This window comes from Hahella sp. NBU794 (assembly GCF_050749805.1).
Classification (GTDB): Bacteria; Pseudomonadota; Gammaproteobacteria; order Pseudomonadales; family Oleiphilaceae; genus Hahella.
The window spans coordinates 539914-561527 of the sequence record NZ_CP192738.1; the positions used below are offsets into that span (position 1 = coordinate 539914).

Here is a 21614-nt window from a genome sequence, read left to right on the forward strand (position 1 = left end):
CAGTCCGCCGCACTTTGCGCTGTTCATCTATCAGGAGGAAACATGAAAAGCGAAAGCACAGTCGGGACTTTCTTATATATTTCTTTGCTCACCTTGCTCATCCTTGGCGGGTGTGATTCTGACAACAACTCATCAGATAGCGGTAGTAGCGGAAGCGTGTCCGCTACGGTTGATTTCCCCACAGGCGTGACTGTGGCCAGTCCTGTGGACGCCTCCAGTGGTCTGGGCGCTCTAAAAGTCGGCGACAAATCGCAACGGAAGGAACTTCCCGGCGCTGCCTTTTCCGCCTCAGCGGTGGCGTCTTCAAGCGCCTACACGGAAACGTCTGCGACCATCTCTCGGGTTTTGAGCCGAGACTTGGCGTTGACTGCGAGCTTTGATCCGACGGCGTTCTTTACCCGCGGTGGTAATGCCTCCTGTTACGGACCGACATTAAAGTGGCAAAACCACCCTGATGCAGGGATGGGCGATCCCGGTTCGGGCGAGCTACCGAGTGGGGATCTGGGCATTTGGAACGCCAGTACGGAGGACGGGGAAGCTTGTGCGGCGGCCCAGTTGAACGCTCGAATGCGGGATGTTCAGGCGCGAGTAGGGATGGGGATGCTGACATTGGCGGGGATGGTGGCGGTTTACGAGTCCACCGGCGCGACTTGGCCGGACGATATCAGCCCTGGCGCGAGTGTCGACCTGACGGATGAGCTGAATGCGTTGAGTCTGAGCAGCATGACTTTTAACAGTGCGACCATGAGCCTGGATGCTGGCGGCTCTGTCTGGTCTTACAGTTTGTCCGTGAGTTACGACGACGGATCTGGATCTCGCAATATCGTCTTGAGTCTACAACACGCGATTACTGATCGTGACGCGGGTCTGTTCGAAGGTTTATTTTCGTACATTGTAGAGGATGTTTTCACTGGCGGTAATTGCGGCGTGGGGGATAACAACGTCTCCCACAATGGTTCCGTCCACTACAAGAAAACGGGTTCCACCAACGTCACTTTGCAATCAAGAAGCGCCACAGCCTGTGGCTGGGCCAGTACGACGCCAGCAGCGGATATCCGGGATAATCTGGTTTCCTCTACGGTATTGAGCGAGGCCTTTGCTGTTGATCCGGGTGGGGCGTGGGCGGACAACTTCAATGTATTTACTGCTGAGTTTAATACCGACAGTCTGCTGGGCCTCTATTCTTATTCGTGGCAGGCGGGTTCAGGCGACTCCCATGCGCGGATTTTGGATGTAGGTATAGAGACCACGGCCGGAGGCGAAGCATACTTTGGTTTTGGCGACAGGGTTCAGGAGAGTCTGAGCGGCCAAATTAATGGTTTTATATGTAACTGGGCTGGCCCGGGAGGCGATCACAGTCCAACGGACTTTAATCAATATGCCCAGAGACAGTTTCTGACTTATGACTCGACCAGCGACAAATACATCGTCTCCAGCGATGGTTCGTCCGACATTACCTATGCCCCAACCAATATCTGCATGTATGCAGGCGGCGCCTTTTTATATGATCGGGATCTGGATAGTGATTTGAGTGATGAAAACGCCAACACCGTCAACGTTGTGGACGGCGGCTCGCCATTGGATTTTGACTTAATGACAGTATCTGACTCGGAAGCCAATATTTGGGAGCATATTCTTGCTCGGGGTTACAACCTTCCCGCATATCCATGATAACCGCTTACTGAAGATGAAAGCCTGAGTGCGGCGCTCTCCGGTAGTGAGCGCCGCTAAAAAATCAGTCTGGCTGGCGAACCTGACATAATGCATATTGCACTTGCCCCGCTGTCTTATGACGGGAAATAGTCCAGCCAGGAGGCAATGGGAGGGGATTGAGCTCTACCTCCGCTTCTATGTACACATAGGCGTTTGCTGCAAGCAGTTGTCTTTCCGCCAGGATTTGCAGGACGGGAGCAAGAAACTCTTTTCTGAAAGGCGGATCAAGAAATACAACTTCCCAGGGCTTGTCCGGCGATGCCGCTCTTAACCAACTCAACGCGTCTGCGTTCGCCACGCTGGCATTATCCGCGCGTAGAAGCTGTATTTGGCTTTTCAAATGAGATGCAATCACTGGGCTTTGATCAATAAAGGTCACATCCGCCGCGCCGCGGGAAAGCGCCTCCAATCCCAGCGCGCCGCTGCCGCAGAATACATCCAGGCAGCGAGGGCCGGGAAATATGGGCATTAGCCAGTTGAATAGCGTTTCCCGCACCCGGTCTGGGGTAGGGCGCACGCCGTCCAAAGCGGGAAACGTCAGTTTTCTACCCCGGTGGGAGCCGCCGATAATGCGCAACTGGCCCAACTCCGGGGCGGACTTGCCTTTATGTCTCATGCTATGTGTGTAGTCCGAATGAAATGTAAATTACCAGGCGCTTAGGGCGTCACGTCCTCAATTTCGCCGCCTATATTTGAGCGCGGCGGAGCAGGTAGGGCCGTTAGCCTTGCGTACGAACATCGCAGGTTAATAGAATAGGGCCCCATTTGCATCTTCGCCTAAGTTTTGGACATCTCTGATATGCATTCAATGATCAACTATGTGTTTATGGCCCTGATGGGGCTGTCGGTATTGTTATTGATCGCCGACATTCTGTCCCGTAGAAATAGCCTCCCGCGTCCGCGCCCATTCGAACTGAGCCCGCCTGAAACGCAGAAGCAAGCTGAAGCGAAGGGCGTCACGCCGGCAAAGACGCAGCCTGAGCCTGCACAAGAGGTCGCTGCGCAAGAGCCTTCCGGCGGATGGTTGACGAGGGTGCGCACAGGCTTGAGCAAAACCCGCGGCCAGTTTAGCCAGAACCTTATGGCGCTGTTCGCCGGCACAAAGGCGATAGATGAAGAGCTGCTGGAAGAAATCGAAACCTTGTTATTATCCGCCGACGTGGGTATTGAGGCCACGACGCAGATTACTCAGGCCATTACTGAAAAGCTTGATCGTAATCAGTTAAAAGACTCATCTGCCCTCTATGAAGCTCTGAAAGAAGAGCTTCGCGGCCTGTTAGAACCATGCTCCAGCCCTCTGCAAGTCGAAAACAAGACCCCTTATGTGATTCTGGTGGTGGGCGTGAACGGCGTCGGTAAGACCACCACGATTGGCAAGCTGGCCAATAAATTCCAGCAGGAAGGCCGCTCTGTCGTCCTGGCCGCCGGAGATACCTTCCGCGCCGCTGCTGTGGAGCAGCTACAGGTTTGGGGTGAGCGCAACAATGTGCCGGTTATCGCGCAACATACCGGCGCGGACAGCGCCTCCGTCATTTTTGACGCGGTGCAGGCGGCTAAGTCGCGTGGAGTGGACGTTGTTATCGCTGATACCGCGGGACGTCTGCAGAACAAAGAGAATCTGATGTCCGAGCTGGAGAAAGTGGTTCGCGTCATCAAGAAGCATGACCCGGAAGCGCCTCATGAGGTGTTGTTGGTGCTGGACGCAGGTACAGGACAGAATGCGCTGAGTCAGGCTCAGTTGTTCCGTCAGGCGGTTGGCGTCACCGGTATCGCCATCACCAAACTGGATGGCACGGCGAAAGGCGGTATCTTGTTCGCCATCGCCAAGCAACACGGATTGCCGATCCGCTATATCGGCGTAGGGGAAGGTATTGACGATCTACGCCCATTCAACGCTAGCGAATTTGTGGATGCGCTGTTTGACGCATAAAACCGAGGCTTAAGAGCAAGGCGATGAGGCAAAGAGGAAACTTATGATCGGCGACAGCATGATCCACTTTGATCGGGTCTCGAAACGCTACAGCGGTGGGTTTGAAGCCCTGTCTGAGGTCAGTTTTTCATTGCGGCGCGGAGAGATGGCGTTTCTGACCGGGCACTCTGGCGCGGGCAAAAGCACGCTTTTGAAATTGATCATGCTCATGGAGCGTCCCAATCAAGGGCGCATTTATATCGGCGGTCAGAATCTGGAGAAGTTTCCCCGCCGGCAAATTCCCTATTTCCGTCGCCATGTAGGGGTCGTGTTCCAGAATCACCATTTGCTGTTTGATCGCACTGTATTTCAAAACGTCGCCTTGCCATTGGAAATCGCAGGCGTTTCCTCCCGGGAGATTGGAAGAAGGGTGCGTGCGTCTCTGGATAAAGTAGGGCTGTTGAAGAAAGAAAACTCATTGCCCATCACTTTATCTGGAGGGGAGCAGCAGCGGGTGGGCATCGCCCGGGCGGTGGTGAACAAACCGCCATTGCTGCTTGCCGATGAGCCGACAGGAAACCTGGACCCTGAGTTGTCCGCCGAGATCATGCGATTGTTCCAGCAGTTTAATCAGGTCGGTGTGACCGTGCTGATCGCCAGCCACGATCTGGCGCTGATCTCTCATATGAAGCATCGCGTAATGCGACTGGATCATGGCCAACTGGTGGCCGGTCGCGGCTGATTAAAATCTCCCGAGCGAAGAGAATAAAAGAATATGAAAGAAAACATACCGCGCGGAGCCAGCCCTTCAAGATCGGGTCGTAAACAGCCGCCTCCTCCGCCAGCGGAAGCCCCGCCACGTCAGGGCGCCTCCGCCGGATTAGAGCAAAGCGGCCTGGAAGCCTACTTTTCCCACCACCGTCTGATCGCCCGCGACAGCTTAATGCGCCTGATACGAAGTCCTTTGTCCAGTCTGATGACATGGCTGGTGATCGCTGTGGCGCTGGCTTTACCGTGTGGCTTGTTTGTCATGCTCGGCAATCTGGGTGGACTGACGGAAGGGCTGGAGGGCGCCTCGCGGGTATCGCTCTATATGAAACTGGATGTGGACGACCAGGCAGCGTATCAATTGGCGCAGAAGCTTAAAGAGCGTCCTGAGGTGCAGTCAATGCAGTTCATTAACCGCACTCAGGCGTTGGAGGAGTTCAAGTCTCTGTCTGGTTGGGGGGATGTACTGGCTTATCTGGACGATAACCCGTTGCCGGCGGTGATTGTATTGCAGCCCGCGCCGGAATACGGGCAGGCGGAAAAGGTGCAGGCTTTCACGGAAACGTTGTCCAAGCTTCCTGAAGTGGACAATGTGCAATTGGATCTGCAGTGGGTGAAGCGCTTGAATGCCTTGTTTGAAGTGCTGGGGCGCAGCACCTTGGCCATAGGCGCGTTATTGGGGCTGGCCGTCATTCTGATCATCGGCAACACCATCCGCTTGGCGATTGAGAACCGTAAAGACGAAATTCTGGTGGTCAAGCTGGTAGGGGGTACCGATCCCTTTGTGCGCAGACCGTTCTTGTATACCGGTTTTTGGTATGGCGTAGGCGGCGCTTTATTAGCCTGGCTATTGGTGAACATGGCGCTGCTCTGGCTGAGCGGACCGGTGAACCAGTTAGCGGCGTTGTATTACAGCAGCTTCAACTTGTCCGGCTTGTCTATTGAAGCCTCTTCCTTGCTGCTGTTGACGGGCTCTTTCCTGGGCTGCGGCGGCGCCTGGCTCGCCGTAAGACGGCATTTGGATGATATTGAGCCTAAATGACCAATTTTTAATATCGTCCAGCTATTGAAATAATGACAGCCGGCCTTAATTACAGTTAAGTCCTGTAATCCAGTGCGGGCGGCGGGCTTGATAGGGATAGGCTCGCAGAGGCTTTCAGACGAGGACGATAAAGTCGATTGCAGCGTTACATATCGTTACAATGGGGAACTTTAGACTGCGTTGGCAGTCCAATCGTCAAGTGCTATATTTCACGTCGAGTAAGATAATTGGAGATTTTGAATGGGTACCAGTTTACGGCCTGTAGAAATGCTTGCTCCAGTAGGGAATCTGGAGGGATACGTTCACGCGGTAAACAGCATTCCTGTTCTCAGCGCTGAAGAAGAGCGCGAATTGGCGGAACGTTTCCACCAGAACGAGGACTTATACGCAGCCAGACAGTTAGTCATGGCTCACCTTCGCTTTGTGGTGCATATCGCCAAGAGTTATTCCGGATACGGTCTGTCTCAGGCTGACTTGGTCCAGGAAGGGAATATTGGATTGATGAAAGCGGTTAAACGCTTCAACCCTGAGTTCGGCGTTCGTCTGGTTTCCTTCGCGGTGCACTGGATTAAAGCGGAAATTCACGAATTCATTTTGCGTAACTGGCGTATCGTCAAAGTGGCGACCACCAAAGCGCAACGCAAACTGTTCTTTAACCTGCGCTCCGCCAAGAAGCGTCTGGCTTGGTTGACCAATGACGAAGCCAAAGCCGTTGCGGAGGACTTGGGCGTCGATACCCATGTTGTGCGGGAAATGGAAAGCCGATTGGCTGGCCAGGATACGTCTTTTGACGCAGGCGCGGATGAAGACGACGAAACGGCGTTCAGGGCTCCGGCGAACTATTTAGAAGATCGCCGCTATGATCCGGCGATGATGCTGGAAAATGAAAACTGGGAGGAAGACTCCAACAGTCGTCTCCACGACGCGCTGACTCAGTTGGATGAACGCAGTAAAGACATCATTCAAAAGCGTTGGCTGGCTGAAAGCAAAGCCACCTTGCATGAGCTTGCCGATGAGTACGGCGTTTCCGCTGAGCGTATACGCCAGCTGGAAAAGAATGCAATGAAGAAGGTCAAGCTGATGCTTGAAGCATAAGCGACGCCAGATATTGAAAAAACCGCCGCACGGCGGTTTTTTTTTGCGGTGACTCTGCTGCCCACCTTTAGAGGAAACAATACCATGCATATCGCTTTTCTTGGCGTCGGCTTGATGGGTGCGCCCATGGTGGAGAATCTGTTAGGCGCTGGTTATTCCTTGACGCTATGGAACCGCACTCGCGCAAAGGCCGAAGCGTTTGCTGAGCGAGCCCATATTGCTGACGAGCCTGCGCAGGCGGTTGCAAAGGCGGATGTCGTTATTTTGATGCTGGAAAACGGTCCGGTGGTTGACGACATTCTGATGCGGCAGGGCGTTGCAGATGCTGTTCCGCCCGGGGCTTTAGTCATAGATATGGGCTCTATTCCGCCGTCATTAGCGCGTAAACACGCTGGTTATCTGCAAGCAAGAGAGGTGGCTCACCTGGATGCGCCCGTCTCAGGCGGGACGGTGGGGGCGGCGCAGGCGACGTTATCGATAATGGTGGGGGGCGAGCGGAGTCAGTATGACAAAGCCCAGCCTATCTTCGGCGCATTGGGTAAAACCACCTACATAGGTCCTCATGGAGCTGGGCAACTGGCGAAGCTCGCTAATCAGGCGATTGTGGGAATCACCATCGGCGCTGTGGGCGAAGCCTTAATGTTGGCGGCCAAAGGCGGCGCCGATCCGGTGGCTGTGCGAGAGGCGTTGTTGGGCGGGTTCGCATCAAGCCGTATTCTGGATTTACACGGCCGCCGCATGCTGGAGCGCGATTTCCAGCCAGGAGCGACAGCCAGAGTACAGCACAAAGATTTGACCATGATCCTTGATGAGGCCAAAGCGGAGGGGTTAACTCTGCCCCTCACCGAACAGGTTTTCGAGGAATATCAGGCTTTGTTGGAAGCCGGGCATGAGAATGTGGACCACAGTGGCCTATTGCTGCACATAGAGGCGCTTAATCAGATTCGTCTTGATGGAGAGCATAAGGATGCCTAAGTTCGCCGCCAATCTTTCCATGCTGTTTACCGACGTTCCCATGGAAGCGCGTTTTGCGGCGGCCGCCGAGGCTGGATTCACCGGAGTGGAAATGCAGTTTCCTTATGCCTGGGATAAAGCTTTACTGTCCGCCAGCCGAGAGAACGCCGGCGTCAGTGTAGTGCTGCATAACTTACCTGCTGGGGATTGGGATGCCGGTGAGCGCGGAATTGCATGCATTCCGGGCCGGGAGAGAGAGTTTAGGGAAGGGGTGGAATTGGCTATCACATACGCCAAGGCTCTCGGCGCGCCCAGATTGAACTGCTTGGCGGGGATAAAGCCTGTTTCAGTAAGCGATGAGCAGGCATGGCTCACGCTGACCGAGAATTTGCGCTATGCGGCGAAAAAGCTGAATGACGAGGGTATTGTGCTGACGTTGGAAGCGATCAATAGCCTGGATGTCCCTGGTTTTCTGGTCGACAGCACAGAAGCGGCGTTGCGTGCGATTCAGCTATCAGGTGTGAATAATATTAAATATCAATATGATATCTATCATATGCAAGTGATGGAGGGAGATCTGGTGCGGACTATCAAACGCCATCTCGCCAATATTGGACATATTCAGTTCGCCGATAATCCAGGGCGTCATCAACCTGGAACTGGCGAAATCAACTTTGCATATATTTTCTCTCAGCTTGATGAAATGGGTTATCAAGGGTGGGTGAGCGCGGAGTATATTCCCCTTGGAAATACGCGGGATACGCTGGGGTGGTTGCAATAAGCGGCCTCGCCCCCAAATTACTAAATCTTAACTGGGCGTTTATTTACCCTGTACCTAGACTACGCAATGGGTAAATAATGAACTACCAGCTTAGTAAATTAACATCAGACGACGACTGGAGACTTGGAATTTAATGGGCTGGTGGGGAAAAGTTATCGGCGGCGCATTTGGATATGCATTAGGTGGTCCCTTAGGGGGATTGCTCGGCGCTGCAATCGGACATAGTTTTGACGTCGGCGTGCAGCGGATCGAATTAGAACCGCCGAACTGGGGCGCAGGCGATCAGGAGCGGGTGCAAACGGCCTTCTTCACCGCCGTGTTCAGCGTAATGGGGCATGTCGCCAAAGCTGATGGCCGCGTCAGTGAGGTGGAAATCCAGGCTGCGCGCCACATCATGGCGGGTATGCAACTGAATCCGGAACAGGAAAAGTTGGCGATTGAATTATTCAATCGCGGTAAACAGCCGGAATTCGACCTGCAAGCGGTATTGCTACAGTTCCGGGATGAGTGCCATCGTCGCGCCAACTTACTGCAGATGTTCCTGGAAATATTGCTGGCGACTGCGCTGGCGGATCAGGATCTGCACGCCAATGAACAACGCATACTGCGTGAAGTGGCTGAAACTCTGGGGTTCAGCCGTCATCAATTTGAAGGCTTGCTGGCGATGGCTATCGCCAGACAGCGATACGCCCAGGAAGGTTTCCACGCCGGCGCGAAAGAAAAAACGCCGAGTCTATCGGACGCTTACGCCGCGCTGGGAGTGAATGAAAACTCTACTGATGAAGAAATTAAGAAAGCCTACCGGCGTCTGATGAGTCAGCACCATCCGGATAAGCTGGTGTCGAAGGGCCTGCCGGAGGAAATGGTTAAGATAGCGACGGAGAAAACTCAGGAGATCCGCACCGCCTATGAGCAAATCAAGCGGGCGCGGGGCGGATGAGTTCGGACGCTGTTGGCAAGGAACTTCTGTTTCTGTAGTGGTATCAGGTAGTGAAGAGACGGGGATGAAAAATGCGAGTTTTAGTTATTGAAGACGACAAAGATGTAGCTGCCTATCTGAGTAAGGGACTCAAAGAAAGCGGATATGTGGTGGACGCCACTGAAAACGGAAAAACCGGCCTGCATATGGCCACGACCGAAAGTTATGATCTGCTGCTTGTGGATCGTATGTTGCCGGAGCTGGACGGCTTGTCCGTCGTGCGCATGCTGCGCGCAGGCGGCTCAAAAACACCCGTGCTGGTGTTAAGCGCGCTTGGCGAAGTGGACGATCGCGTTCAGGGCTTGCGCGCCGGCGGCGACGACTATCTGGTTAAACCCTTCTCCTTCAGCGAGTTGTTGGCGCGTATTGAAGCCTTGCTGCGTCGTTCTCAGCAGCAACAGGACGTCGTCACCACGCTGAAAGTGGCGGATCTGGAAATGGATCTGTTGGCGCGCACGGTCAAGCGAAATGGTTTGTCCATTGATTTACAGCCGCGGGAATTCCGTTTGCTGGAATACTTTATGCGCAATCCTGGTCAGGTTCTGACGCGCACAATGTTGCTGGAGAAAGTGTGGGATTATCACTTTGATCCGCAAACCAACGTTATCGATGTTCATATCAGCCGTCTGCGGGCCAAGATCGATAAGGATTTTGAGACACCCCTGTTGCACACCATTCGTGGAGCAGGGTACGTCCTACGTGAAGCTGCCTAAGCTATTACGCACCTCGGCATTTCAGTTCGCAATATTGTACATGCTGCTCTTCGCAGCCTCTGTACTCTTCCTTCTAGGCTTCATTTACTGGGCGACGGTAGGTTTCATGTCCGCCCAGTTCGACGAAACCATCCAGGCTGAGATTCAAGGACTGGCTGAGCAATATCGCCGGCAGGGGCTGCGCGGTATGGTCAGCGTCATGAATGAGCGTGTACTGAACGATCCTCAAGGCGAATCATTGTATCTGCTGGTCAATTCCGACCTGCAGCCGCTGGCGGGCAATTTGAATGAGTGGCCTGCTTTGGTGGAGGATGAGGACGGTTGGATCGGCTTTTATCTGAATCGTTCAGGAGGCCGCTTCGCAGCTCCCCACATGGCGCGCGCGCGCGTGTTCACGCTACGGGGCGGCTACCGCTTGTTAGTGGGGCGGGATATCTTTGACCTTTTCCGGGTGCGGGAGTTGATCGAGCGCTCACTGACCTGGGGGGTGGCCATAACCCTTGGATTGGCCTTTCTAGGGGGCGTGGCGCTGGCGAAAAGTACGCGACGACGAATTGAAGCGATTACTCATACCAGCCGTCAGATTATGCAGGGTAACCTGTCATTGCGCGTTCCAGTGCGTGGCTCTGGCGATGACTTCGACGAGCTGGCGGATCACTTGAACCGTATGCTGGACCAGATCGAAGCCCTGATGGCGGGAGTTCGTCATGTCTCAGACAACATCGCGCATGATTTGCGAACGCCATTGACCCGTGTCCGCGGTCGACTGGAGTTGTTATGCCAGAAGGATCTGCCTGAGGATGCCCGCGCCGTGGTGCAGGAAATTATCGGCGAGGCGGATCAGCTACTACAAACGTTCAATGCGTTGCTGCGAATCGCGCGTATAGAATCTGGCGGCTATAGCGCCAACTTCTCGGAGGTGGACCTGCATGGCCTGGTGGCCGACGCCGTTGAGCTGTATGAAGCTTTGGCGGCGGATAAGTCTCAGACGCTGTCTCTGGACCTCGCCCAGGGCATTATCGTGAAGGGCGACCGGGATTTACTGTTCCAGGCCATCGCTAACTTACTGGATAACGCCATCAAATATACCCCAGTAAACGGTAACGTCGGTGTCAGATTGCGGGCGTTTGACCAAGCTGTCATCAGCATATGGGATGAAGGCCCTGGTATTGCCGAAGACGAGCGCGACAAGGTGGTGCAGCGGTTTTATCGGGTAGATAAGACGCGGGGCTTGCCGGGCAACGGATTGGGACTGAGTATGGTGAAGGCCGTGTGCGAAATGCACAAAGGCGCGTTGGAGTTGAGGGATAACCAGCCTGGTTTGCGTGCTGAAATGAAATTACCTATCCCCAAAGCGCTGCCTGCTGCATCTGCGCCGGAGCAGGACTCGCCGGGAAAAGCGCCCGCCTTGCCAAGCTGACGTTGAGAGGAGAGGGAAAGTCCTGCTCTTCCTCTCCTGCAGTCCTCTTCAATCGTATCGAGAGAAAACTTAGTTCAGGCGTGATCTTATCAGGCTCAGAGTTTGTTTGAGCGGATAAGCGGCCGTTTCCAGGGTGGTATTCACGAGCCCCTCCACTTGCCTGCGCGCCCGCTCAATTCTGGCTTTCTGCACGCCTACGCGAGCGCTGATGCTGTCCAGTTCGCCTTCAATATGCTTTTGCTCCGCCATAATGAACGCCAGGACGGTGTGGCGGTTTACTTTGTCTGTGACGCCGTAGTGTTCCAATTGGTAGCCGATGTAATCGAGCCCGTTCAATGCATTATTGAGAATATCTTGGGTCTTCATGATGAATTTTTCCCTGGGCTGTCCGCTAGGATAGGTGATGAGGTTGTGCAGAACCTACCTACAAAAAATAGAGGAGACAACCTAATTTTTCCATCCCGCCCCGGCCTTGCTGGGCTTGCCTAAACTGAGCGCTTTAGCTTTGTTGTTCCCGGTGGCGATCTACAAATCGCTGCAGCAGCAAATCCAATATGTGCTCGTAGGTTTCCAGCGGCGTATCCGTTAAATAAGCGGTATTGCCTGTCAAATGAAGGCTGACCATGCCATGCAGCAGACTCCATAGTTCGATCAACATGGTGCGGCGCTGATCGCCGGATGCGTTTAGGCCGACACGATCCAGGACTGACTGCAGACAAGTCTCAGCGAAATTGGCCACTTCCATGGAAAGCGCGTATTCCTGATTGGACAGAGGTTCTATGTCTGTTCCTTTGTATTCACGGAATTTTGGCGCGTGGGAGGAGAACATCAGCTCATAATGCTCGGGCTGGCTGAGTCCAAACTCAATGTAGCCGCGCATGATAGCGCGTCCGCGGGCGATGGCGTCTTGCTCCGCATCCGCTCTCTTTATCAGATAGGCGCGGAGTTTGCTGAAGCCCTGAATCATCAGGGTGACGTAGATTTCGTCTTTGCTTTGGTAATAGTTGTAGAGGTTCGGCGCGGTCATGCCGAGGGCTTTGCCAAGCCTGCGCATGGTGAGGGCGGCGAATCCTTCCTGAACGATGAGGCGCAAGGCCACATCGAGAATATTCCTTTTAAGTTGCTCAACTTCTTCGGGGGGCCTGACTGGGCGCATTAGCTCTATCTAACCTGGGGTATTCCGATTGCATCAGATTAGTTCGTGACAATAACAGCGGCGGAACCCTAAATTCAACTATTGAATGCAGGAAAACGGGAATTTTTCATGATGAAAGTCAAGTATCCCTGAATATTCTCTGAAAACAGAAAGTTAAGTCATATTTTCAAACGAGCTCCGCCCTTTAAAAAAGGTTAATAATTAATCCACCTTGGGGCAATAAGCCATCCTGTAGTCTTAGCTCCAAGGATGGTGAAAAGAAGGTTTCACCCAAACGCGCAACGCACAGTGTTTTAGGTTTGTTTTTTTATGTGCCAGTTGACGTAGTTGTTGTCCTGCCCTTGAGTGTTGTTTTTTTTAAGAGCGTTAGCCACTGCCTAGATTATCCCCTGTTTTGCAGGGGATTTTTTTTGTCCGCCGCGATAGAATTTGACCCTGTACCAACGCCTCAGTCCCTGCTTACCGGTGGCCATCAAACAGGGGACATACGGCGCCAGTCAACTCATCGTGCAGATACGGCAGTTAATTTTCTTATGACGTTGAATTTCCGAGCAGTCATTCTAGGAACCGTTTTTGACCTTGGCGGCTCTATAATCGCCATTCGGCTCATAGCTGGCTTTTATCTTGCGATGATGCATGCAGGAGGCGCCTCCAAAGAGGAGCTTGAGGCATTCCTCGGCAACCCCAGCGACGCCTTTGCGCTAATGGCTATTCTGATAGGAGTAGGTATTGCTTTTGATGGTCTGGCGGGCTATCTGACAGCTAGAATGGCGGGATTCCTGGAGTATTGGCACGTTTTGGCCATGTGGGGGCTGCTGACGGTTATGCAGTTTGCGCTCAGTTCCGGGAGCGGAGAAAGCGACGCAATGTTGATTCCCTCATACGTGTTCGTTGTGGGTTATGTCGGTGGTTTGATTGCGGCGTTCACCGGCGCTTATCTTTTCAAAAAAAGCAAGCGTGAGCGTCCTTGAGCGCGCCCAGTTTATGGTGAGAACTTAAGATGAGTCGTTATCGCCCTCCCAGCCCTCCGAAAGCCCGTTATATCACCTCGGAAGGCGAGCGCACCTTGCGCGAAGAGCTACAGTATTTGTGGAAAGTAAAACGCCCGGAAGTCACCAAGGCCGTGTCTGAAGCGGCGGCAATGGGCGACCGCAGTGAAAACGCCGAGTATATCTATGGCAAAAAACAACTGCGTGAGATAGATCGGCGCGTTCGCTACCTGACCAAGCGGTTGGATGAACTCAAGGTGGTGGATCGTCCACCGGAGGATCAAAGCCGGGTTTATTTTGGCGCCTGGGTGACCTTGGAAGACAAAGAAGGCGATGAGCATCGTTACCGCATCGTTGGATCGGACGAGCTGGGCGCTCAAAAAGGTTACATCAGCGTTGACTCCCCTATGGCGAAGGCGCTGTTGAAGAAGCAAGTAGATGATGAAGTGATAGTGACGACGCCTTCCGGCCGGAAGTCCTATTTTGTAATTGAAATTGAATATTGCGGCGCGTAAAGCGTTTGGTTCCGCGGGTGACTATGATGTATGCGACTGCGCCACAGGCGCCTGTTCAGAGAAGTAAGTTTCATTGGATGTTCGGTCTGGCGTTTGTCGCGGGCCTGTATTTGTTGTTTGCGGATGTGGGGCCTCACAAAAGCTCCTCCATGCTGTACAACGCGCTTTGGGATTTTGGTCATGTCGTCTGGACCGCCGTTGTGGTGGCGTTGGCGCTGCGTCTACCGCAGATACGCCGGTTCGGCGCCAATAGACTGTGGTTGCTGACGCCCGTGGCGGCGTTCGTATTCGCTGGCGTGGTGGAATTGATTCAGGCGCATATCGGCCGTTCTCCTTCATGGGGAGATGTGTTCGCTGATGTCGCCGGCGCCCTGATGGGATTGATGCTGGTGATGCCGTCGGAAGGCGTACGCCATCGCTCTTTCGTCGTCCTGCGTTGTGTCTTGGCTATCGCTGCGTTTTTGTACACATGCTTGCCGGTGGCGAAGGCGGTTAACATCTCACTGCATCAAAGCGCAGAGTTCCCTGTGCTGGCGGATTTTGAAACCGCACGTGATCGTCAGCGCTGGACAGGACGGGTGATCAAACTTACCCGGGAGCACGCCAGCCATGGCGAGCAGGCGCTGTATATCGAATTGCGCAAACAGGATGTTTTTCCCGGCGCGTCTTTCGTTGAGTTTCCTCACGACTGGACAGGCTATTCCAAGCTGTCGTTTTCCGTGTATGCCGAGAAAGACATGCATGTAGCTGTTCGTTTGGATGATGGGTTCTATTTGGACATGCCGACAGACAAGTTTGAGGACCGGGTTAATATCCGCCTTCAGGCCAAGAAAGGGTGGAATGACTACACCCTGGATTTTGACGAGTGGACCATGACTAAATCCGGCCGTCGTCTGGATGTATCCGATGTGCGCAACTTCTTCATCTTCACGACCCATGATTACGGCGCCAAGTGGATGATTGTCGATAACATCCGTCTGGAAAAGTAATTCACCTTGTGAACTTGGTCACGAATGACGGCGAAAGGCGGTGAACCCGCCTGCGCCGTCCATAGAATAGGACGATACCCTGATCAATATTTGCTGGGGATAGTCATGTTCACAACAAGAAAAATATTATTGTCTGTTACCGTATCCTTTTGCTTCTGTACTCAGGCGATGGCGGCGGAAGCTCCTGTCGTTCACGTTCAGGAGGGGTATAAAGAAAAGTCGACGCTCGAAACCTTTCCTTTGCAGTCTCTGGACTCTACAGCCTTATCCGCTGCTGTCATCGGTGGCTCTTTGGATGCTCCAGCGGCGGGAGAAGAGACTGATGCGCCTTTTGAACTAAAGGAACGCACTGCTCAAGCTGAAAAAAGGGAAACGCAGGATGAGTTTCGGGCGCTATCCATTCCCGCTGATGCGCCTCAGCCTCGCTTCACGCCCGTGACGCCGACGACCCATATTTACGATTATCTGATTACGACAGAGCGCTAACTGCAGGCCCGAAGATCGTCGTTAGGCGGGTTGCATATCATCCAGTCCTGGCAGTGGTTTTTTCAGCACATCCTGATACATGAAGCGTAATGCCTTCAGTGCCTGTTTACAGCGTGCGGGCGAAGCGCTCAGTGTTGTAGCGACATAGCGCAGAAAGCGACGCACGTCTTTTTCGCCAAGTTCTTTTGGACTGCGGTTTTGATTAAAGGAAATGAAGCGATAAATCCAATGCAGGTAAGAGTGTTCGGTGCGGGGACTGAAGCCCTGCGACTCAATCGCCTGCTTCAATTGGCAAATAAATTCAGGTTCGTTCGGCAACATTAATTCAGCAGTTTCCATTACGATAACCTCGCTGGTTCTTCTTTTTATAATTATCCTTAAATTCTATTACAACGAAATGTTGCCTGCAAAGTTGGTTTGATGAAGCTTTTGCAAACTTTTGCCGGTTGATTATTTTGTTAGGTTTTTGGGCTCTGGGATGAGCCTAATTGGAGAGACAAAGGGAAACGAACGCAGCGCCCGTTTCCCGGCAAGCGCTTAGCTGTAGCGCTTTTTCAGATCGGCGATGACGTCCACATAACGCTGCATCGCTTCATCTTTGGACACCCCTTGCAGCTTCGCCCAGGCATCGTATTTGGCGCGTCCCACGAAATCCATCATACCGGGACGGGAACCGCTGACGTCGCCCTCGCAGGCCTGTTTGAACAGCGCATACATTTCCAGCTTCATTTCATTGGAGGGAGAGAAATCGCCCTCGGCGGTTTTGACGTAATTGAGCGCTTCTTCGAACGCTTTTTGTAAGTCACTCATTGCATAGTCCTTAACTGTTTGGGTGTGAAAGGGCATTATAGCCCGGCGGCAAAACTGACTGAAGGTCATTTAACCTCTCCGTGATCGGTTTCGTCGCCTGGGGCCCAATAATAAACGCAGGTAAAGAACATGAATAAATTAATGTCTATTGTCCGCAAAATTAATTTGTTGCCGGAGATCGCCCGCAGTAGAGCTTTGTCTCTGTTTTTCGGAAAGACGGTCAAGTATGCGGGAACTACGGGAATCGTCGTGGAAGAGCTTACCCAGCGCCGTTGCGTTATTACACTGAAAAATCGTCGCGCCGTGCGAAATCATATTGGCTCCGTGCATGCTGTCGCCAATGCGTTGATTGCAGAGTCGGCCACGGGTTTCCTGGTGGGAATGAACGTGCAGGATCACGCCGTGCCGGTCATTAAAACCATGAAGCTGGATTACGTGAAGCGGGCGAAAGGCGATATGCGCGCGGAAGCCCATTTGACGGAGGAGCAGGTACACGCGATTCAGACACTTGAAAAAGGCGAGGTGACGGTGGCTGTTGCGATTACTGACAGTGAAGACAAAGAGCCGGTCATGGCGGAAATGATCTGGGCCTGGACGCCTAAGCGGCGCTGAACGCCAGCCGTCGCAAAAGTCTATTGGAGGAGGGCGAGATGCGGCTAGCGCCCGTCAGGCCGTCGCACTAGAATGGAGTCATCGCAACAGGCGTCTGCGTCGCCGTTCTGGCTGTCGCCCAGACGCTTTTCATTGCGTTTGATCGAAGTAAGTCGCGGAGGACATTTTGCCAGACCAACAACGCCATACTGACCGTACTGAAACCGCCAACGAACGATATGACTGGCGGCGAATCCGGAATATGGTGCTGGCCTACAAGCCGCAGTTGGCGAGGGCGAACCTGATCGCGGTGCTGGCTACATTGGCGGCGGTCCCTGTGCCGTTACTGTTGCCTTTGCTGGTGGATGAGGTATTGCTGGAGCAACCTGGTCCTGTGATTGCGCTGATTAACCAGTATTCTCCAGAGTCATTACACGGGGCTACGTTTTACATAGGCGTCATGGTGTTCGCCGCTCTGGTCTTGCGCTCGTTTTCGCTGCTCATGAATGTGTGGCAGGGCAGGCAGTTCGCCAGTATCTCCAAAGATATCATTTGCCGTATCAGACAGGATCTCTTGAGCCGACTTAGCAGCATCTCCATGGCCGAATATGAAGTTATGGGGAGCGGCGCGGTGGCGTCCCGCTATGTGACCGACCTCAATACCATCGATCAATTCATCGGCAGTTCGGTTAGCCGTTTGCTGGTGGCGTTGTTGACGATAGTCGGCACTGCGGTGGTGTTATTGTGGGTGCACTGGCAGTTGGCGCTGCTGATTCTGTTTTTTAATCCCTTCGTGATTTATCTGACCACGCGCCTCGGTAAAAAGGTCAAAGAACTCAAGCGCCGGGAAAATCAGGCGTTGGAGCTGTTTCAGGAAGCGCTGACGGAAACGTTGGACGGGATTCATCAGATCCGCGCCGCTAACCGCGAACAGCATTACATTCGTCGCCTTTTGGATCACGCCTGGGGCGTTCGCAATCACGCGGTGCAGTACGAATGGAAGAGCGACGCCGCCAACAGAGTCAGCTTTATGCTGTTTCTGTTTGGGGTGGATCTGTTTCGCGCCGCCGCCATGCTGACAGTGTTTTACTCCGATCTGAGTATTGGGCACATGTTTGCGATATTCGGCTACCTCTGGTTCATGATGGCGCCGGTGCAGGATATTTTGAGCATGCAGTACAGTTTCTACGCCGCCAACGCGGCGTTGGGAAGGATTAATCAATTGTTGCAGTTGCGGCGGGAGCCGGTCTACCCGCCGCAAACCAATCCCTTCTCCGGAAAAAGGACCGTCGCGCTGGATGTGGAGAATGTGCATTTTTCCTATGGCGATGGCCCTGACGTGTTGCAGGGCGTGTCTTTGCATATCAATCCAGGGGAGAAGGCGGCGCTTGTTGGCGCCAGCGGCGGCGGAAAATCCACTCTGGTGCAGGTGTTGTTGGGGATGTATTCACCTTCCCAGGGCTCCGTCCAGTTCGACGGCGTGCCGATTCAACGGATTGGACATCATCGAGTGCGTGAGCACGTAGTCACGGTATTGCAGCACCCCACGTTGTTCAATGACAGCCTGCGACAGAATCTGACGATGGGGCGACCGCATACTGACGCGCAACTCTGGCAGGCGTTGGAGGTGGCGCAACTGAAGGCGGTCGTGGAGAACTTGGCGGAAGGGCTGGATACCTTGGTCGGTCGGCAAGGCGTCAGGCTGTCGGGCGGGCAGCGGCAGCGGGTGGCGATCGCCCGGATGATTCTGGCCGACCCGCAAGTGGTGATTCTTGATGAGGCGACGTCGGCTTTGGATGCGGAAACCGAGTACAACTTGCATCGGGCGCTGGCGGACTTTCTCGATCAGCGCACCACACTGATCATTGCTCACCGCCTCAGCGCTGTGAAGCAGGCGGACCGTGTCTATGTATTTGAAGACGGCCGCATTGCCGAGGAAGGCAAACACGAAGAGTTGTTGCAGCAACGGGGTCTGTATGCGCAGCTTTATGGCGAGCGCCAGCACTGAGCTGGCCTCTGACGATTTTTGGCGATGAAAGGAGAAGCGTGTGCGTCAGGTCTATGAAGCCGCCAACGTCTTGGAAGCTCACATGATTAAAGGCGTGCTGGAGCAATCCGGCGTTACGGGATTTATCGACGGCGAGTTCCTTCAGGGGGGAATGGGAGAATTGCCGGCGGCGGGGTTGGTGAGGATTTCCGTTAATGACGTGGATTACGAGCAGGCCCGTTCAATTCTGCGAGATTGGGAAAACTCCCAAGTGCAAGACGCGCACACACCGGCCAGTCACTTTACCGGGTGGATTGGCATCTTTTTATTCGGCTTCATCACCGGATTAGTCACTGCGTTTTGGTTGATGTAATTTGCCTCACCCGCCCAGAGAGCTGAAATAGAGATGGGCGCTTTTCTTGCTGAAATTCATTCTGCGACCATCCTCAAACTCCACCTGAAAGGCGTCGTCGAGATCGGCGATGACTTCACCCTCGCCCAGAATGCTGTGGCGCACCCGATCACCGGACCAGATCTGCTCAGGCTCCTTTGCGGCGGTCTGCGCTGGTTGTTCATAATTAACGTCGTGCCATTCGAGATAACGGGTGGCGATGGGCGTCAGTCGTTGCGTCGATTCGTAATGGCCTGAATCTTTGGCCTTAGATTGCTTACGCTGATCCAGAAACGCGCCCACGGTCGTGGAAACGTCAATGCTGGCTTCTTTAACAAAGCGGCTGGGTTTGTCATCCTTGCTGAGCGCGGCCTTGCCGTTCAGGGTTGGAGTGAACAGATACAGGGCCTCTTTGGCCCGGGTCATGGCCACATACAGCAGACGCCGTTCCGCTTGCAGGTGGTCAACGATGTCTTCGCCGCCGCGCATACTGTAGGGAAGATATTGTTCGTTCAGCCCGATGATCATCACCACAGGCCACTCCAGACCTTTAGTGCGATGCATGGTGGATAAGGTGACGCCGCCTTGCTGCTTCTGCGCTCCCGCCAGACGCCGCAATTCATCGAAATGCTGTAGCGTCTCCAATGACGGCAGGTTCAGCGTGGCGAGGTAATGCTCAATGCCGAGCACGTTATTAATGCGCTCGTCAGCGGTTTCATGGGTGAGGGCTAGCTCCTCAAGGGTCTTGAACAACTCCGTATCGTCAATATAAAAGCGCACGATATCCGCGGCGGAACCTTTCATTTTCGGCAGGAGGCTCCAGGCTTGAGCGGTGCGCTTCAACTTGCGTTTTTGCAGGGCGTGGAGCGAGTCAGGAATCCATTCCAACAGCTGATCGCCCCAATGCGCGTCGTGTTGCGCCAGTATATGCGCCAGCTCACGCAGGGTGTCGTCTTTCAATCCTACATGAGGGAAGCGCAGCAGGCCGGCGAGCACCTCCGCGCGCTTGTTTTCCTCCAGCATACTCAGCCGTCCCGACGCCATTTCCAGCACATATTGGATGTGCATAACTTCGCGATTCGCCAGAGCGCCTTTGTCTCCGTCAATACGATAGGGGATGCGGTGAGCCAGAAGAGCCAGCTCAATGGGCACGGCCTGGGACCAGACTCTGAATAAAATGGCGATCTCTTCCGGCTCGCAGCCGCTGTTAAGCTGTCGCCCTAATTGCAGCACCAGTTGACGAGTTTCATCGCCGCCCTGCAGGACGTTGACTTCCGTGGCGGGCGTTCCCGTGTGCGAGCGACATAGAACATCCTTGCGTCCATGATTGTGAGTAATCAGGTGATTGGCGAGCAAGGCGACTTTATGGCCGTAGCGAAAGGTATACGAAAGAGTGAATTCACGAGGGCTTTCAAACTCCTCCGCGAAGCGATTGAGAATGAACTCCGGTTGCGCGCCGCGAAACTCGTAGATGGTTTGATCAGGATCGCCCACAACGGTCACCCGGGCGCGTTTACCGGCGATATAACGCAGCAGTAAGTGCTGGATCTCGTTAGTGTCCTGATATTCGTCCACCAGGATCACATCCATTTTGTCCGCGACCAGTTTTACCAGATCCGGGGACTCCTGCAGGCATTTGACCGGCTCGTAAAGCATGTCTGCGAAACTGATGCGCGCATGCGACTTGCGCCAGGCTTCAAAGCCGTTGACGACTTCAATGAGAAACGCGAGTTCTTTGCGGTACTCCAATTGTTCGAAGACGGTCTGCAGTGGCAGCAGCGACGTTTTGCTCATATCCAGCAGACGAGAAGCCAGCTCAATGAACTCTTTCTTATTGCGCTTGACGCTGTCCTGGTGCGATTCGGGCGCGTGCCGACGCAGCAATTGCCAGAGCTGGAAGTGAATCTCCTGATCCGACAGCACTTGCCCTACAAACGCCGGTAGCACACCTTCGCGGATGAAGCGCTGATACAGGCGTAATCCCATGGCGTGGTAAGTGCGGACTTCCGGCAGTTCGCGGTAATGCGCGCCCGCAACTTCTCGCAGCTTGCGCTCGAAGTCTTCTTTGGCGGCGCGGTTGAACATCAATATCAGAATACGGCGCGGATCATGCCCCTGGTCCATCAGATGATGGATTCGATGAGCGAGAGTGGTTGTTTTGCCGCTGCCGGCGACGGCGGTGATAACGCTGTGCTCAAAGCCGGACTGGATGATCCGCTGCTGCTCTTCGGTTAACTGCATGCTCGCCTGATAGTGATGGTTGGAGAGACCGGGCTCATTGGCCCCTGATCGAGGGGCCTAAGTTTAACCACAGGAGAGGTTGGCC

23 protein-coding genes are annotated in these 21614 nt (G+C 53.9%); 17 read left to right on the plus strand and 6 right to left on the minus strand.

What is annotated here, in order from left to right; genetic code table 11:
- Positions 1-42: 42 nt before the first annotated feature.
- Positions 43-1671 (plus strand): hypothetical protein, encoded by a 1629-nt coding sequence (locus tag ACQYWX_RS02395; RefSeq protein ID WP_431687762.1) that lies wholly within the window; start codon positions 43-45, stop codon positions 1669-1671.
- Between the two features lie 64 nt (positions 1672-1735).
- On the opposite strand, the gene rsmD is transcribed toward ACQYWX_RS02395, so the two are convergent.
- Entirely contained in the window at positions 1736-2329 is a 594-nt protein-coding gene (gene rsmD / locus ACQYWX_RS02400; protein ID WP_431687763.1) for a 16S rRNA (guanine(966)-N(2))-methyltransferase RsmD, read from the minus strand.
- A gap of 183 nt (positions 2330-2512) precedes the next feature.
- On the opposite strand from rsmD, the gene ftsY reads away from it, so the two are divergent.
- The 9 genes from ftsY to ACQYWX_RS02445 all read left to right on the plus strand — a co-directional run bounded on the left by ftsY (position 2513) and on the right by ACQYWX_RS02445 (position 11374).
- Positions 2513-3643 carry a signal recognition particle-docking protein FtsY gene (gene ftsY, locus ACQYWX_RS02405; RefSeq protein WP_431687764.1) on the plus strand — a complete coding sequence of 377 codons (1131 nt, stop codon included), beginning with the start codon at positions 2513-2515 and terminating at the stop codon, positions 3641-3643.
- Between the two features lie 58 nt (positions 3644-3701).
- A complete protein-coding gene (gene ftsE, locus ACQYWX_RS02410; protein WP_216738924.1) occupies positions 3702-4364 on the plus strand; it encodes a cell division ATP-binding protein FtsE in 663 nt (220 codons plus the stop codon).
- Between the two features lie 33 nt (positions 4365-4397).
- Positions 4398-5432: a permease-like cell division protein FtsX gene (gene ftsX, locus ACQYWX_RS02415; protein ID WP_216738860.1), complete on the plus strand. Its 1035-nt coding sequence runs from the start codon at positions 4398-4400 to the stop codon at positions 5430-5432.
- A gap of 240 nt (positions 5433-5672) precedes the next feature.
- Positions 5673-6527 carry an RNA polymerase sigma factor RpoH gene (rpoH, locus tag ACQYWX_RS02420; RefSeq protein WP_216738859.1) on the plus strand — a complete coding sequence of 285 codons (855 nt, stop codon included), beginning with the start codon at positions 5673-5675 and terminating at the stop codon, positions 6525-6527.
- An 84-nt stretch (positions 6528-6611) separates the two neighbouring features.
- Positions 6612-7502 (plus strand): NAD(P)-dependent oxidoreductase, encoded by an 891-nt coding sequence (locus ACQYWX_RS02425; protein ID WP_431687765.1) that lies wholly within the window; start codon positions 6612-6614, stop codon positions 7500-7502.
- Positions 7495-8262 carry a hydroxypyruvate isomerase gene (hyi, locus tag ACQYWX_RS02430; protein WP_431687766.1) on the plus strand — a complete coding sequence of 256 codons (768 nt, stop codon included), beginning with the start codon at positions 7495-7497 and terminating at the stop codon, positions 8260-8262. The genes ACQYWX_RS02425 and hyi overlap by 8 nt, the downstream gene beginning before the upstream one ends.
- 133 nt (positions 8263-8395) lie before the next feature.
- Positions 8396-9202 carry a co-chaperone DjlA gene (gene djlA / locus ACQYWX_RS02435; RefSeq protein ID WP_216738856.1) on the plus strand — a complete coding sequence of 269 codons (807 nt, stop codon included), beginning with the start codon at positions 8396-8398 and terminating at the stop codon, positions 9200-9202.
- Between the two features lie 71 nt (positions 9203-9273).
- Positions 9274-9954: a winged helix-turn-helix domain-containing protein gene (locus tag ACQYWX_RS02440; RefSeq protein ID WP_216738855.1), complete on the plus strand. Its 681-nt coding sequence runs from the start codon at positions 9274-9276 to the stop codon at positions 9952-9954.
- Positions 9941-11374, plus strand: a complete 1434-nt coding sequence (locus ACQYWX_RS02445; RefSeq protein ID WP_431687767.1) for a sensor histidine kinase — start codon at positions 9941-9943, stop codon at positions 11372-11374. Before ACQYWX_RS02440 ends, ACQYWX_RS02445 begins: the two co-directional genes overlap by 14 nt.
- 69 nt (positions 11375-11443) lie before the next feature.
- Here ACQYWX_RS02445 and ACQYWX_RS02450 read toward each other — a convergent pair whose 3' ends face one another.
- Together ACQYWX_RS02450 and ACQYWX_RS02455 are read right to left on the minus strand one after the other, a co-directional pair.
- A complete protein-coding gene (locus ACQYWX_RS02450) occupies positions 11444-11740 on the minus strand; it encodes a hypothetical protein (RefSeq protein WP_431687768.1) in 297 nt (98 codons plus the stop codon).
- A 133-nt stretch (positions 11741-11873) separates the two neighbouring features.
- Positions 11874-12473 carry a TetR/AcrR family transcriptional regulator gene (locus tag ACQYWX_RS02455; protein ID WP_371824079.1) on the minus strand — a complete coding sequence of 200 codons (600 nt, stop codon included), beginning with the start codon at positions 12471-12473 and terminating at the stop codon, positions 11874-11876.
- 590 nt (positions 12474-13063) lie between these two features.
- On the opposite strand from ACQYWX_RS02455, the gene ACQYWX_RS02460 reads away from it, so the two are divergent.
- The 4 genes from ACQYWX_RS02460 to ACQYWX_RS02475 all read left to right on the plus strand — a co-directional run bounded on the left by ACQYWX_RS02460 (position 13064) and on the right by ACQYWX_RS02475 (position 15509).
- Positions 13064-13501, plus strand: coding sequence for a hypothetical protein (locus ACQYWX_RS02460; protein WP_431687769.1), 438 nt, complete (start codon positions 13064-13066; stop codon positions 13499-13501).
- A 29-nt stretch (positions 13502-13530) separates the two neighbouring features.
- Positions 13531-14034 carry a transcription elongation factor GreB gene (greB, locus tag ACQYWX_RS02465; protein WP_431687770.1) on the plus strand — a complete coding sequence of 168 codons (504 nt, stop codon included), beginning with the start codon at positions 13531-13533 and terminating at the stop codon, positions 14032-14034.
- Between the two features lie 17 nt (positions 14035-14051).
- Entirely contained in the window at positions 14052-15023 is a 972-nt protein-coding gene (locus ACQYWX_RS02470; protein WP_431687771.1) for a hypothetical protein, read from the plus strand.
- Between the two features lie 129 nt (positions 15024-15152).
- Entirely contained in the window at positions 15153-15509 is a 357-nt protein-coding gene (locus ACQYWX_RS02475) for a hypothetical protein (protein WP_431687772.1), read from the plus strand.
- 21 nt (positions 15510-15530) lie between these two features.
- Here ACQYWX_RS02475 and ACQYWX_RS02480 read toward each other — a convergent pair whose 3' ends face one another.
- Both ACQYWX_RS02480 and ACQYWX_RS02485 read right to left on the minus strand, forming a co-directional pair.
- A complete protein-coding gene (locus tag ACQYWX_RS02480; RefSeq protein WP_216738847.1) occupies positions 15531-15848 on the minus strand; it encodes a site-specific integrase in 318 nt (105 codons plus the stop codon).
- Positions 15849-16046: 198 nt separating this feature from the next.
- Entirely contained in the window at positions 16047-16319 is a 273-nt protein-coding gene (locus ACQYWX_RS02485) for an acyl-CoA-binding protein (protein WP_431687773.1), read from the minus strand.
- A gap of 129 nt (positions 16320-16448) precedes the next feature.
- Between ACQYWX_RS02485 and ACQYWX_RS02490 the strand changes: the two genes are divergently transcribed.
- The 3 genes from ACQYWX_RS02490 (at position 16449) to ACQYWX_RS02500 (ending at position 19270) form a co-directional block, all read left to right on the plus strand.
- Entirely contained in the window at positions 16449-16931 is a 483-nt protein-coding gene (locus ACQYWX_RS02490) for a DUF4442 domain-containing protein (protein ID WP_431687774.1), read from the plus strand.
- Positions 16932-17097: 166 nt separating this feature from the next.
- Positions 17098-18918: an ABC transporter ATP-binding protein gene (locus ACQYWX_RS02495; protein WP_431687775.1), complete on the plus strand. Its 1821-nt coding sequence runs from the start codon at positions 17098-17100 to the stop codon at positions 18916-18918.
- Between the two features lie 40 nt (positions 18919-18958).
- A complete protein-coding gene (locus ACQYWX_RS02500; protein WP_431687776.1) occupies positions 18959-19270 on the plus strand; it encodes a DUF2007 domain-containing protein in 312 nt (103 codons plus the stop codon).
- Between the two features lie 6 nt (positions 19271-19276).
- Here the strand turns inward: ACQYWX_RS02500 and ACQYWX_RS02505 are convergent, their stop codons facing one another.
- Positions 19277-21529, minus strand: coding sequence for an ATP-dependent helicase (locus tag ACQYWX_RS02505; protein WP_431687777.1), 2253 nt, complete (start codon positions 21527-21529; stop codon positions 19277-19279).
- Positions 21530-21614 lie beyond the last annotated feature (85 nt).

Bases quoted from the DNA above. Each gene is read 5' to 3' on its own strand.
- ACQYWX_RS02395 (WP_431687762.1), top strand. From the start codon at position 43: ATGAAAAGCGAAAGCACAGTCGGGACTTTCTTATATATTTCTTTGCTC.
- rsmD (WP_431687763.1), bottom strand. From the start codon at position 2,329: ATGAGACATAAAGGCAAGTCCGCCCCGGAGTTGGGCCAGTTGCGCATT.
- ftsY (WP_431687764.1), top strand. From the start codon at position 2,513: ATGCATTCAATGATCAACTATGTGTTTATGGCCCTGATGGGGCTGTCG.
- ftsE (WP_216738924.1), top strand. From the start codon at position 3,702: ATGATCCACTTTGATCGGGTCTCGAAACGCTACAGCGGTGGGTTTGAA.
- ftsX (WP_216738860.1), top strand. From the start codon at position 4,398: ATGAAAGAAAACATACCGCGCGGAGCCAGCCCTTCAAGATCGGGTCGT.
- rpoH (WP_216738859.1), top strand. From the start codon at position 5,673: ATGGGTACCAGTTTACGGCCTGTAGAAATGCTTGCTCCAGTAGGGAAT.
- ACQYWX_RS02425 (WP_431687765.1), top strand. From the start codon at position 6,612: ATGCATATCGCTTTTCTTGGCGTCGGCTTGATGGGTGCGCCCATGGTG.
- hyi (WP_431687766.1), top strand. From the start codon at position 7,495: ATGCCTAAGTTCGCCGCCAATCTTTCCATGCTGTTTACCGACGTTCCC.
- djlA (WP_216738856.1), top strand. From the start codon at position 8,396: ATGGGCTGGTGGGGAAAAGTTATCGGCGGCGCATTTGGATATGCATTA.
- ACQYWX_RS02440 (WP_216738855.1), top strand. From the start codon at position 9,274: ATGCGAGTTTTAGTTATTGAAGACGACAAAGATGTAGCTGCCTATCTG.
- ACQYWX_RS02450 (WP_431687768.1), bottom strand. From the start codon at position 11,740: ATGAAGACCCAAGATATTCTCAATAATGCATTGAACGGGCTCGATTAC.
- ACQYWX_RS02460 (WP_431687769.1), top strand. From the start codon at position 13,064: ATGACGTTGAATTTCCGAGCAGTCATTCTAGGAACCGTTTTTGACCTT.
- greB (WP_431687770.1), top strand. From the start codon at position 13,531: ATGAGTCGTTATCGCCCTCCCAGCCCTCCGAAAGCCCGTTATATCACC.
- ACQYWX_RS02480 (WP_216738847.1), bottom strand. From the start codon at position 15,848: ATGGAAACTGCTGAATTAATGTTGCCGAACGAACCTGAATTTATTTGC.
- ACQYWX_RS02485 (WP_431687773.1), bottom strand. From the start codon at position 16,319: ATGAGTGACTTACAAAAAGCGTTCGAAGAAGCGCTCAATTACGTCAAA.
- ACQYWX_RS02490 (WP_431687774.1), top strand. From the start codon at position 16,449: ATGAATAAATTAATGTCTATTGTCCGCAAAATTAATTTGTTGCCGGAG.
- ACQYWX_RS02505 (WP_431687777.1), bottom strand. From the start codon at position 21,529: ATGCAGTTAACCGAAGAGCAGCAGCGGATCATCCAGTCCGGCTTTGAG.